Source organism: Micromonospora rosaria, assembly GCF_001567585.1.
In the GTDB taxonomy this organism is placed as follows: domain Bacteria; phylum Actinomycetota; class Actinomycetes; order Mycobacteriales; family Micromonosporaceae; genus Micromonospora; species Micromonospora rosaria.
On the sequence record NZ_LRQV01000174.1, the window covers coordinates 1 to 11,866 of the forward strand.

Sequence of the window (11,866 nt, forward strand, 5' to 3'; positions counted from 1 at the left end):
CGACTCGCTGCGCCGGCAGGCCACCGCCGAGCGGGCCGCGCGGGAGCGGGCGGCGGCCCGGCGGGCGGCCCGGGCCCGGGGCGCGGGCATCGCGCGGGCGGTGGCCGGCGGGGCCCGCGAGGCGCTGGACCGGCTCAGCGTCTCCATCGCGCGGGCCGAGGAGCACCGCGACGCCGTGGCGCGCGAACGCGCCGCCCGGGAGGCGGAGCTCTCCGAGGTACGCGGTGCGGCGAAACGGCTCGGCGCGGAGCTGGAGCGGCTGACCAGCCAGGTGCACCGGGACGAGGTGGCCCGCGCCGAGCAGCGGATGCGCATCGAGCAGTTGGAGGCGAAGGCGGCCGAGGACTTCGGCCTCGACGTGCCGACCCTGATCGCCGAGTACGGGCCGGCCCAGCCCGTACCCCCGACGCAGGCCGACGTGGCGGCGGCCGAGCGGGACGGGTCGCCGGTGCCCGAGCCGGTCCGCTACGAGCGCCCGGTGCAGGAGAAGCGGGCCGCCAAGGCGGAACGGGAACTGGTCCTGCTCGGCAAGGTCAACCCCCTCGCGTTGGAGGAGTTCGCCGCGCTGGAGGAACGGTACAAGTTCCTCTCCGAGCAGTTGGAGGACCTGAAGGCCACCCGCAAGGACCTGCTCACCGTGGTCAAGGACGTCGACGACCGGATCCTGGAGGTCTTCGCCAGCGCGTTCGCCGACACCGCCCGCGAGTTCGAGCAGGTCTTCACGGTGCTCTTCCCCGGCGGCGAGGGGCGGCTGATCCTCACCGAGCCGGACGACCTGCTCACCACCGGCGTCGAGGTGGAGGCCCGCCCGCCGGGCAAGAAGATCAAGCGGCTCTCGCTGCTCTCCGGCGGTGAGCGGTCGCTGACGGCGGTGGCCATGCTGGTGGCGATCTTCCGGGCCCGCCCCAGCCCGTTCTACATCATGGACGAGGTCGAGGCGGCCCTCGACGACGTCAACCTGGGCCGGCTGATCACCCTGCTGGCTCAGTTGCGGGAGAAGAGCCAGCTCATCGTCATCACGCACCAGAAGCGGACGATGGAGGTCGCCGACGCGCTGTACGGGGTGACCATGCGCAGCGGCGTCACCCAGGTGATCAGCCAGCGGCTCAACCGGGCCGAGGGGGAGGAACCGTGGCCCGCCCCGGCCGCCGTCGGCGTCGGTCCCGTCCGGGACGGCACCGACGGGCGACCCGGGCCGGGCGGCGACGACCAGCGGCACGGCCGCGAGAAGGAGAACACGTAGTGGCTCGGGAACGCGCGACGGCGCTCCTGGTGGACCTCGACGGGGTGCTGCGGCGCTGGGACCCGGCCGTCGCGGCCGGGGTGGAACGGGAGTACGGCCTCTCCGCCGGGGTGCTCACCGAGATCGCCACGCAGTGGGGGCGGTTGCAGCCGGTGCTGACCGGCCGGATCAGCCACGCCGACTGGGTGACCAGCGTGGCGGACGCGCTCACCCCGTCGGTGGGCAGCCCCGACCGGGCCCGCGCGGCGGTCGACCAGTGGCAGCGGTACCGGGGCGAGGTGGACCCGGACGTGCTCGCCTTCGTCCGGGAGGTCCGCGCCGCCGGGATCCGGGTGGGCCTCGGCACCAACGCCACCGACATCCTCGACGCCGACCTGGCTGCCCTCGGGCTGGTCGACGAGCTGGACGTGGTGGTCAACTCCTCCGTGGTCGGGGTGAACAAGCCGGCGAAGGAGTACTTCCAGGCGGCCTGTGCCGCGCTGGACACGCCGCCGTCGCGGGTGCTGCACGTCGACGCCGACGACCGGGCGATCAGCGGCGCCCGCGCGGCGGGGCTGTCCGCGTACCGCTGGACCGGCCCCGAGGGCCTGCGCTACCTCCGTGCCGCCCTCGCCCGCTGAGGGTGTAAGGAAGGGCCCCTTATTAACAGACGTCTGTTAATAAGGGGCCCTTCCTTACACCTAGTCGCCGGTGGTGCCGTCGATGCGTTCGCGGATCAGGTCGGCGTGCCCGTTGTGCCGGGCGTACTCCTCGATCATGTGCAGGTACACCCAGCGCAGGTTGAACTGCCGGCGCTTGGGGGTGACCTCGGTGAACGTCTCGTCCAGGTGCCGCCCGACGGTGGCGGCGCGGGCCAGCGCGACCTCCCGGTGGTACGTGGCCAGGTCAGCCTCGGCGTCGGCGTGGCTGACGTCGTGGTCGGCGTCCGGGTGCTCCGGGGTGAAGTACGGGTACTCCACCCGCTGCCCGGCGAAGTTCTCCCGGAACCACCACGCCTCCACCTCCGCCATGTGCCGGACCAGCCCGAGCAGGGTCAGCGGGGACGGTTCGACGCTCGGGGTACGGAGCTGCTCGGCGGTGAGCCCGGCGCACTTCGTCAGCAGGGTCTGCCGGTGGTAGTCCAGCCAGCCCTCCAACGCGGTGCGCTCGTCGGCGAGGTGGGGTTCGTCGTCACGGATGATCTCCGGTGCTCTCCAGGTCATCCGGTCATCCTGAGCGTTGCCCGGACCGGCCGCGACCGGATTCCGGCCCCGGTCGGCCGCTGCGGGTGCCGGTGCCCCGACGGCGGCCCGGCCGCAGGAGCCGACCCCGGGCGGGCCGGCTGCGGGCCGGGGTGCAGTCGACGGTGACCACGTCGGGACGCGGCCCGCCCGGCGGCACCTCCTGCCGACCCTGTTCGGGCTGCGGATCGGCCGACGCGGAGCGCAGCGGCTCCTCGCGCAGGAAGCTGACCGCGATCAGCGCGATCAGGGCGAACGGGGCGGCGGCCAGGAAGATGTCCCCGGCGCCGTGGCCGTACGCGCCCTCGACCACGGCCCGGATCGGGGCGGGTAGCGCGTGGACGTCGGGCAGCCCTGCCCCGCCGGTCCCGTCGGCCGGGGCGCCGAGGCTGGTCAGCCCGTCGGTGACGTACCCGCTGACCTGGTGCGACAGCAGCGCGCCGAGGGCGGAGACGCCGACCGCGCCGCCGAGGGTCCGGAAGAAGGCGACCACCGAACTGGCCGCGCCGAGTTCGTGGGGCCCGACGGCGTTCTGCACCACCAGCACCAGGTTCTGCATGGTCATGCCCAGTCCGACGCCGATCAGGGCCATGTAGAGGCCGAGCAGGACGAAGCTGGTGTCGGCGCGGAGCGTACCCATCAGGGTGAAACCGACGGTGAGCAGCGCGGATCCGATGACCAGCCAGCGTTTCCACCGGCCGGTCCGGCTGATCACCTGGCCGACGACGGTGGAGGAGACCAGCAGGCCGAGGATCATCGGCAGGGTCATCAGACCGGACATGGTCGGGCTCTGCCCCCGGCTGATCTGGAAGTACTGGCCGAGGAAGACCGACGCGCCGAACATGCCGACGCCGACCGCGACGCTGGCGACGGTGGCCAGGGTGATGGTCCGGGAGCGGAACAGGCGGGGCGGGATGACCGGCTCGGCGGCCCGGGTCTCCACCACCACCGCGAGGACGCCGAGCAGCACCGCCCCGCCGACCATGACCAGCGTGGTCGGGGAGGCCCAGGCGAACCGGTTCCCGGCGAGGGTGACCCAGATCAGCAGGGTCGACACGGCGGCGGTGATCAGGGTGGCGCCGAGCCAGTCGATCTTCGCCGGGCGGCGGACCACCGGCAGGTGCAGGGTGCGGTGCAGGACGACGAAGGCGGCCAGCGCGAAGGGCACCCCGACGTAGAAGCACCAGCGCCAGCCGAGCCAGGGGGTGTCGACGATGAGGCCGCCGATCAGCGGGCCGCCGATGGTGCCGACCGCCATCACCGCGCCGAGGTAGCCGCTGTACCGGCCGCGTTCCCGGGGCGCGATCATCGTCGCCATGATCACCTGGGCCAGGGCGGTGAGGCCGCCCGCGCCGACGCCCTGGAGCACCCGGCAGGCGATCAGTTGCCCGGTGCTCTGGGAGAACCCGGCCAGCACCGACCCGAGCACGTAGACCGCGAGGGCCAGTTGGACCAGCAGCTTCTTGCTGGTCAGGTCGGCGAGCTTGCCCCAGATCGGGGTGGTCGCGGTGGTCGCCAGCAACGCCGAGGTGACCACCCAGGTGTACGCGGACTGCCCGCCCTGCAACTCGGTGATGATCCGGGGGAGCGCGTTCGAGACGACGGTGGAGGAGAGGATCGCGACGAACATGCCCAGCAGCAGTCCGGAGAGCGCCTCCAGGATCTGCCGGTGACTCATGTCGACCGGGGTCGTCCGACCGGGCGCGCTCGCCTGGGTCATCGTGGTCGCCTCCGCGGGGGTGTCGGGGTGGATGCCTCGGGCAACCGTATGCCTTCGTTGCCTGAAGCAACAACTCGACGTGACCCGGATCTGTTCCCCGTTCGCCCAGGTGAACGGCCGGACACGGGGCGTACCCACCCGGGTCCGGGGGTCGGCCCCGCCCCAGGCGTCGTCGCAGCGGCCCAGCCCGTCGTGGCGGCGGCCCCGCCCGTCGTGGCGGCGGCTCAGGCCGCCCGGGGATCGGCCCAGCCCTCGGCGTGGCTGAAGCGCTCAGACCCAGGCGTCGTTGAAGCGGCTCAGCAGCCGGGCGAAGTCGGCCAGATCCTGCGCCGGCCAGTCCTCCAGGGTTCGCCAGATCTGCCCCAACCGGGAGGACCGGGCGGCGTCGAACCGGCGCTGCCCCTCCTCGGTCAGGCTCAGTTGCCAGGCCCGCCGGTCGGTCGGGTCGGGGTCGCGCCGGACCAGGCCCAGCACCTCCAGGCCCTGGATCTGCCGGCTGAGGGTGCCCTTGCCGATGCCGAGCCGGACGGCCAGTTCGGTCAGCCGGATCGACCCGCACCGGCGCAGCCAGAGCAGCAGCCCGTAGGCGTTGGGTTCGAGGTTGGGGTGGACCTCCCGGGCGATCTCCCAGGAGATCGCCCGACCACGGCGCAGCAGCGCGGTCAGCTCGTGCTCGACCGCCCGGAGCGGCTCCGGCAACTCCTCGTCCACACCGAGAAAGGGTACGGGTGTCAGCGCCCGGATCCTGTCCCGCGCGATCGTCCGAGTTGTTAGCAGGGGGCCCTTCCTATACCGAAAGCGTTAACAGGGGGCCCTTCCTTACACCTGGGTCAGGTGGTGGTGGGCGACGGTGCGCAGGTGGCCCTCGTTGGTGGTGCCCTCGATGGTCACCTCGGCCCTGCGCCCCCGGTGGTCCAGGGTGGCCACCGCGTTGCCGAAGTACGGGCCGGCCAGCTTGCGCCAGCGCACCGGTGGGCGGCGGACCCCGGCGGTGCGCGCCAGCGCCCGGGTGGCCGAGGCCGGGCCGGCCGCCCAGCCCAGCCGCATCAGCGGGCGCATCCCGGCCGGCACCTGGTTGTGGATCGGCGAGCAGGTGAGCTGGTGCACCGGGGTCCGTACGGCTGGGTCGCCGAAGCTGGCCCGGGCGACGTACGAGTGGTGCACGTCACCGCCGAGCACGCTGATCGAGGCGGGGGCCGCGTACGCCGGGCCGGCGCCGACCCGGTCGCCCGGCTCACCGGGCCGGCCGCTGCCGAGCCGGGCGAGCAGCGTCGCCAGCGCGGTGAAGGAACGCTGGAAGGCCGCCCAGTGCTCCAGGTCCAGCGCGCGCCGCAGTTTCTCCGACAGCCCGGCCACCCAGGGGCGGGCGGAATCGGCGAGCCGCTCGTTCCACGCCTCCACGTGGTGGATGCCCGGCGGCAGCAGCCAGGGCAGGCTGGACCCGATCACCAGGTGGTCGTACGAGCCGTGGGCCCGGTCGACGAACCAGGACCACTCGCCCGGCGGCAGCATCGCCCGGTTGCCCGGCTCCAGCACCCGGCTGCACCGGTTGTCGAGCATCACCAGCCGGGTCCGGCCCAGGTCGAGGGCGTAGCTCCACTGGTACTGCACGGCGCGCCAGCGCTCGGTGTCGTGGGCGACGTCCGACTCGGTGTCCACCCGGCTCCCGAACTCGCGCAGCACCTCGGTGGCGTCCCCGGCGGTGGTGACCTTGGCGTACACCGGGTCGGCGGCGATCTCGTCCGGCGACAGGTTGCCCAGGTGCTGGTACACCCAGTACGAGGCGAGCCCGCTGGTGATCCGCTCGGCCCACCAGGACTGCCCGCGCATGTCGGTCCGCCAGGACGCGGAGGTGTTCCAGTCGTCGATGACCTCGTGGTCGTCGAAGATCATCACGCTCGGCACGGTGGCGAGCAGCCAGCGGATCTCCGGGTCGCGCCACGACTCCAGGTAGAGCTTGGTGTACTCGTCGAAGCTGACCACCTGGTCCTCCGGGGCGCCCGCCGGCCGCCGCCGGCGTCGCTTGAGCAGCCGCCGGACCGTCGGCGAGGTGTTGTCGGCGTACACCTGGTCGCCGAGCAGGACGAGCAGGTCGGGGCGGTCCCCGCAGGTCGGGTCGGCCATCAGCCGCCGGGCGTACGCGTCGAGGGCGTCCGGGGGGAGCTTGCGGGTGGTGGAGTGCTGGGTGGTCTCCCGGCAGGAGCCGAAGATCAGCCGTACCGGCTGCTCCCCGTCGTCGGCGGCCCGGGTGCGGATGACGCTGGGCGGATACTTGTCGCCCGGCACCGGCCAGACCACCTCGTCGTCCACCAGCACCTCGTACGTGGTGGTGCTGTCCGGGGTGAGCCCCGCCACCACGACCAGGGCGTAGTGGTGGTCGTACGCGGAGAAGGTGGGGGAACTGCCGGTGGCCCCGTCGGCGGTCCGGACGGTGACCACGGCCGGTGCGTTGGTCTCCACCCAGACCGTCGCCCGCGTGTCGACGACCCGTCGCAGCAACGGACCGATGAGCAGGCGGGACTCGGGCATGCGGAACTCCTCCGAAGGGCGGACGACGTCTCATCTTCGTACCCGCCTGGTGGCTCCGCCACCCCTGTCAGCGGCAGCCTACCTGCTGGTTGCTCCCGTGCCGGGTGCGGTGCGTGAGACGACGTCGTCGACATCTGACAGGATTCCGGCATGACGGAATACGTCCTCATCGCCCTCGCGCTGCTCGGTGTGCTGATCCTCGGCGGCATCGGTCTCGTGGTGCCTCGGCTGCGGCGCCGGCAGGAACCGCCGCCGCCGGTCGACACGCGGGTGCCGGAGCCGACCGCGCCGCCGGTCGAGGTGCCCGAGGGCGAGCTGTCCACCGGGATCCTGGTGGAGCCGCCGCCGGTCGTCGAGGCGCCCGCCCCCACCCTGGAGGTGCCCGAGCCGACCGCCGGCCGGCTGGTCCGGCTGCGCTCCCGGCTGTCCCGCTCGCAGAACGCCTTCGGACGGGGTCTGCTCGGCCTGCTCAGCCGGGACCACCTGGACGAGGACGCCTGGGAGGAGATCGAGGACAGCCTGATCACCGCCGACGTCGGCATCGACGCCACCCGCGAGATCGTCGACCGGCTCCGGGAGCGGACCCGGGTGCTCGGCACCCGCTCGGCCACCGAGCTGCGCGCGCTGCTCGCCACCGAGCTGGTCACCGCCCTCGACCCGGGCCTGGACCGGTCCCTGCGGACCACCCCGAAGGAGGGCGTGCCGGCGGTCCTGCTGGTGGTCGGGGTCAACGGCGCCGGCAAGACCACCACCTGCGGCAAGATCGCCCGGGTGCTGGTCGCCGACGGGCGCTCCGTCACCCTCGGCGCGGCCGACACCTTCCGCGCCGCCGCCGCCGACCAGTTGCAGACCTGGGGCGGCCGGGTGGGCGCGGAGACGGTCCGGGGCCCGGAGGGCGCCGACCCGGCCAGTGTCGCCTTCGACGCGGTCCGCCGGGGCATCGACGCCGGCACCGACACCGTGCTCATCGACACCGCCGGCCGGTTGCAGAACAAGATCGGCCTGATGGACGAGCTGGGCAAGGTCAAGCGGGTGGTGGAGAAGCACGGCCCGATCGACGAGACCCTGCTCGTCCTGGACGCCACCACCGGGCAGAACGGGCTGGAGCAGGCGCGGGTCTTCACCGAGGTGGTGAACGTCACCGGCGTGGTGCTCACCAAGCTCGACGGCACCGCCAAGGGCGGCATCGTGATCGCCGTGCAGCGCAAGCTCGGCATCCCGGTCAAGCTGGTGGGCCTGGGCGAGGGCCCGGACGACCTGGCGCCGTTCGAGCCGACACAGTTCGTCGATGCCCTCCTGGGTACCGAGCCACTGGCCCGGGACGCGTAATCTCGGTGACCACCGACGATCGCACCTACCCCGGGTGGCGTGATCCTCGCCATCCGGCGCCGGGCCTCGGGAGACCGTACGTGACTTCGCAGGAGATCCCGCTGCACGGCGGGAACGTCAGCACCGTGGTCCGGGTCGGCGACACCGTGCGCCGCAACGCCGGCCCGTGGACACCCGCGGTGCACGCGCTGCTGCGCCACCTGGAGTACGTCGGCTTCACCGGCGCCCCGCGCGCCCTCGGCATGGACGAGCGCAACCGGGAGGTCCTGTCGTACCTGGAGGGGGAGTGCGGGGAGTACCCGCTCGCCCCGCACTGGGTGACCGACGAGGCGCTGGTGACCGTCGCCACCATGCTGCGGATGTTCCACGACGCCCAGTACGGTTTCGTGCCCCCGCCGGGGGCGGTGTGGCGCTCGTTCGGGCCGCCGCCGCCGGACACCGAGGTGATCTGCCACCACGACGCCGCCCCGCACAACGTGATCTGGCGGCCGGACGGCACCCTCGGGCTGATCGACTTCGACCTGGCCTCGCCCGGCGCCCGGATCTACGACGTGGCGTACGCCGCCTGGACCTGGGTGCCGATCTTCTCCGACCGGGACTCGATCACCCTCGGCTGGAAGCGCCCGGACCGCCCCCGTCGGCTGCGCCTCTTCGCCGACGCGTACGGGCTGATCCCCCGGGACCGGCACCGGCTGATCCGGACCATCCGCAAGCGGATCGTCGACCACGTGGAGGGCATCCGCCGGATGGCCGCCGCCGGGGAGCCGGCGTTCGTCCGGATCGTGCACAAGGGTCACCTTCGTCGCCCGATGCGCGACCTGCGGCTGCTCGACTACGAGCGGCACGCGCTGGAGCACGCGCTGCGCTGACCGGGGCGCGCCGGTCACCGGCCGGCGGCGTCCCGGACACCCTCCGGCACTGATCGGGCACGCCCGGTCCACACCCGGTCCGGCCGGTCGGCCACCCGTCGCCGCCCTGCTCACAAGGGTCGACGCCGCCTCGGCCGACCGGTCGACCCACCCCCGTCCGTACCGGGGAGGGTGCGGCTTTCTTCACACGTTGGAAACAAGCCGTCACCGGCCGGAAATCGACGGGGGACGTTCCGTGAAACAGCGGCCGGACAGGCTTCCGCGCAACCGGCGTACGGGCGACGCTGCCCCGGAAGCCGCGAAGGAGGGAACCTCACTTTTAGGAGGCCAGCGTGCCTGAAGCACCGACGATCGATACCGGCAACACCGCGTGGTTGCTGATATCGAGCGCGATCGTGCTGCTCATGACGCCGGGTCTGGCGCTGTTCTACGGCGGTCTGAACCGGTCCAAGGGCGTGCTCAACATGATGATGATGAGCTTCTCCTCGATGGGGCTCATCAGTATTCTCTGGCTCTTGTACGGCTTCTCCATGGCCTTCGGCGAGGACCAGGGCGGTCTGATCGGTAACGTCGGTCAGTACCTCGGCACCAAGACCTTCATGGCCGAGACGGACCTGTGGGGCGAGACCGGCATCCCGCTCTACGTCTTCATGGCCTTCCAGATGATGTTCGCGGTCATCACCGTGGCGCTGATCAGCGGTGCCATCGCCGACCGGGCCAAGTTCTCCGGCTGGCTGCTCTTCGCCTTCGGCTGGGCCACCCTGGTCTACTTCCCGGTGGCGCACTGGGTATGGGGTGGTGGCTTCATCGGGGCCGGCCTCGGCGCCCTGGACTTCGCCGGTGGCACGGCGGTGCACATCAACTCCGGTGCCGCGGCCCTGGCCCTGGCGCTGGTGCTCGGCAAGCGGCTCGGCTGGCCCAAGGAGGCCATGAAGCCGCACAACGTCCCGATGGTGGCCCTCGGTGCCGGTCTGCTCTGGTTCGGCTGGTTCGGCTTCAACGCCGGCTCCGAGCTGACCGCCGACTCGACCACCGCCATCGCCTTCCTCAACACCCAGATCTGTGCCGGCGCCGCGGTGCTGGGCTGGCTGGTCGTGGAGAAGGTGCGCGACGGCAAGCCGACCCTGGTCGGCGCCTCCTCCGGCGCCGTCGCCGGTCTGGTCGCCATCACCCCGGCGTGTGCCTTCGTCGCCCCCTGGGCGGCGGTCCTGCTCGGCCTGGTCGCCGGTGCGGTCTGCGCCCTGGCGGTCAGCCTGAAGTACAAGCTCGGCTACGACGACGCCCTCGACGTGGTCGGCGTGCACTTCGTCGGCGGCTGGATCGGCTGCCTCTGGATCGGCCTCTTCGGCACCAGCTCGGTCAGCTCGCTGGTCGAGAACGAGGGCCTCTTCTACGGCGGCGGGGTCACTCTGCTGGGCGTCCAGGCCCTGAGCGCCCTGGTCGTGACGGCGTACTCCTTCGTGGTGGCCTTCGTCCTCGGCTTCGTCATCAACAAGACGATCGGCTTCCGGGTCTCCGCCGAGGCCGAGGTGACCGGCATCGACCTCACCGAGCACGCGGAGAGCGGCTACGACCTGACCCCGGCCGGTGGCGGCTCGGGCGGCGCGTTCGCGATGGCCGGCATCGGCGCCGGTGGCACGACCGCGAGCGGCACCACGGCGGAGGCGGAGCCCACCGCCCCGGTCAACGAAAAGGTCGCCGGTTAACGTTCCTGTGATGGAGGGGTTGGACATGAAGCTGGTGACCGCGGTCATCAAGCCGTACCAGCTGGACGCGGTGAAGGAAGCGCTGCACGCCCTGGGCGTGGCCGGCCTGACCGTCAGCGAGGTCCAGGGGTACGGCCGGCAGAAGGGGCACACCGAGGTCTACCGGGGTGCCGAGTACACGGTCGAGTTCCTGCCCAAGATCCGGGTGGAGGTGCTCACCGACGAGATCGACGTCGAGAAGATCGTCGACGCCGTCGTCGGGGCCGCCCGGACCGGCAAGATCGGCGACGGCAAGGTCTGGGTGACCGGGGTCGAGGAGGTCGTCCGGGTCCGTACCGGCGAGCGCGGCCTCGACGCCCTCTGACCGGAGGATCGTCACCATGGCCTCGTTGACCGGGCGGGACGGGTCCACGCCCACCACGGGCGTCGACACCGACCGTCCGGTCAACGAGGCCATCGGCGTGCCCGGGGGGATCGGGGCCGCGGCCCGGGCCGCCCGCGCCGGCGCGTACGACCGGTGGCTCGGGTCGCTGCTGCCGGTGCGGGCCGGGGTGGCCCTGGTCGCCGTCGGTGGACTCGGCCGGCGTCAACTCGCCCCGTACGGCGACCTCGACCTGGTGCTGCTGCACGCCGGGGTGCCGGGCGTCGACGACCTGGCCGCCTCGCTCTGGTACCCGATCTGGGACGCCAAGGTCCGCCTGGACCACTCGGTGCGGACCGTCGCCGAGGCGCTGTCGGTGGCCCAGGACGACGTCAAGGTCGCCCTCGGGCTGCTCGACGCCCGGTACGTCGCCGGTGACCGCGAGCTGGCCGAGTCCCTGGTGCGCACGGCCGCCGACCACTGGCGGCGCACCGCCGTCCGGCACCTGCCCGCGCTGCGGGAGATCACCACCGCCCGCTGGCAGGCCCACGGCGAGCTGGCCTTCCTGCTCGAAGGCGACCTCAAGGAGGCGGCCGGCGGGCTGCGCGACGTCGGCCTGCTGCGGGCGATCGCCACCGCCGGGGTCACCGACGCGTTCCGCCCGGCGGTGCACGCCGCGCACCGCCGGCTGCTGGACACCCGCGACGCCCTGCACCACCAGGTCGGCCGGCGGGTGGACCGGCTGCTCGCCCAGGAACGCGACGGGGTGGCCGCCCTGCTCGGCCTGCGGCAGCCGGTGCCCGCCGAGCCGGGCGGCGCCGCGTCGGCCACCGGCTCCGCCGGCACCCCGGCCGACCCCGACGCCGACCCGATCGCGGCACACGACGGC

Annotated in this window: 9 protein-coding genes and 2 pseudogenes; 7 read left to right on the forward strand and 4 right to left on the reverse strand. The window is 72.8% G+C overall.

Going from position 1 to position 11,866, the window contains the following annotated elements; genetic code table 11:
- Positions 1 to 1,129: pseudogene (locus AWW66_RS28795) on the forward strand (AAA family ATPase); the annotation flags it as partial.
- 113 nt (positions 1,130 to 1,242) lie between these two features.
- Positions 1,243 to 1,863 carry an HAD family hydrolase gene (locus AWW66_RS28800; protein ID WP_067372891.1) on the forward strand — a complete coding sequence of 207 codons (621 nt, stop codon included), beginning with the start codon at positions 1,243 to 1,245 and terminating at the stop codon, positions 1,861 to 1,863.
- A 60-nt stretch (positions 1,864 to 1,923) separates the two neighbouring features.
- On the opposite strand, the gene AWW66_RS28805 is transcribed toward AWW66_RS28800, so the two are convergent.
- The 4 genes from AWW66_RS28805 to AWW66_RS28820 all read right to left on the reverse strand — a co-directional run bounded on the left by AWW66_RS28805 (position 1,924) and on the right by AWW66_RS28820 (position 6,712).
- Complete coding sequence (locus tag AWW66_RS28805; RefSeq protein ID WP_067372894.1) at positions 1,924 to 2,445, reverse strand: DinB family protein; 522 nt, start codon at positions 2,443 to 2,445, stop codon at positions 1,924 to 1,926.
- A 4-nt stretch (positions 2,446 to 2,449) separates the two neighbouring features.
- Complete coding sequence (locus tag AWW66_RS28810; RefSeq protein WP_083979117.1) at positions 2,450 to 4,183, reverse strand: MDR family MFS transporter; 1,734 nt, start codon at positions 4,181 to 4,183, stop codon at positions 2,450 to 2,452.
- Positions 4,184 to 4,453: 270 nt separating this feature from the next.
- Positions 4,454 to 4,894 (reverse strand): MarR family winged helix-turn-helix transcriptional regulator, encoded by a 441-nt coding sequence (locus AWW66_RS28815; protein WP_245648527.1) that lies wholly within the window; start codon positions 4,892 to 4,894, stop codon positions 4,454 to 4,456.
- Between the two features lie 108 nt (positions 4,895 to 5,002).
- Positions 5,003 to 6,712 carry an alkaline phosphatase D family protein gene (locus AWW66_RS28820; protein WP_067372897.1) on the reverse strand — a complete coding sequence of 570 codons (1,710 nt, stop codon included), beginning with the start codon at positions 6,710 to 6,712 and terminating at the stop codon, positions 5,003 to 5,005.
- A gap of 150 nt (positions 6,713 to 6,862) precedes the next feature.
- Here AWW66_RS28820 and ftsY point away from each other — a divergent pair, with 150 nt between their 5' ends.
- The 5 genes and pseudogenes from ftsY to AWW66_RS28845 all read left to right on the forward strand — a co-directional run.
- A complete protein-coding gene (gene ftsY, locus AWW66_RS28825) occupies positions 6,863 to 8,041 on the forward strand; it encodes a signal recognition particle-docking protein FtsY (protein ID WP_067372900.1) in 1,179 nt (392 codons plus the stop codon).
- Positions 8,042 to 8,046: 5 nt separating this feature from the next.
- The gene (locus AWW66_RS28830) at positions 8,047 to 8,910 is read left to right on the forward strand and encodes an aminoglycoside phosphotransferase family protein (RefSeq protein WP_211272140.1); all 864 of its coding nucleotides are present in this window, start codon (positions 8,047 to 8,049) and stop codon (positions 8,908 to 8,910) included.
- A gap of 332 nt (positions 8,911 to 9,242) precedes the next feature.
- On the forward strand, positions 9,243 to 10,616 hold the full coding sequence (locus tag AWW66_RS28835; RefSeq protein WP_067372906.1) for an ammonium transporter: 1,374 nt from the start codon (positions 9,243 to 9,245) through the stop codon (positions 10,614 to 10,616).
- A gap of 25 nt (positions 10,617 to 10,641) precedes the next feature.
- Positions 10,642 to 10,980, forward strand: coding sequence for a P-II family nitrogen regulator (locus tag AWW66_RS28840; protein WP_067372912.1), 339 nt, complete (start codon positions 10,642 to 10,644; stop codon positions 10,978 to 10,980).
- A gap of 16 nt (positions 10,981 to 10,996) precedes the next feature.
- A pseudogene (locus tag AWW66_RS28845) lies at positions 10,997 to 11,866 on the forward strand ([protein-PII] uridylyltransferase); the annotation flags it as partial.

Coding starts and splice junctions, on each gene's coding strand:
- AWW66_RS28805 (WP_067372894.1), bottom strand. CDS start 2,445: ATGACCTGGAGAGCACCGGAGATCATCCGTGACGACGAACCCCACCTC.
- AWW66_RS28810 (WP_083979117.1), bottom strand. CDS start 4,183: ATGACCCAGGCGAGCGCGCCCGGTCGGACGACCCCGGTCGACATGAGT.
- AWW66_RS28820 (WP_067372897.1), bottom strand. CDS start 6,712: ATGCCCGAGTCCCGCCTGCTCATCGGTCCGTTGCTGCGACGGGTCGTC.
- ftsY (WP_067372900.1), top strand. CDS start 6,863: ATGACGGAATACGTCCTCATCGCCCTCGCGCTGCTCGGTGTGCTGATC.
- AWW66_RS28840 (WP_067372912.1), top strand. CDS start 10,642: ATGAAGCTGGTGACCGCGGTCATCAAGCCGTACCAGCTGGACGCGGTG.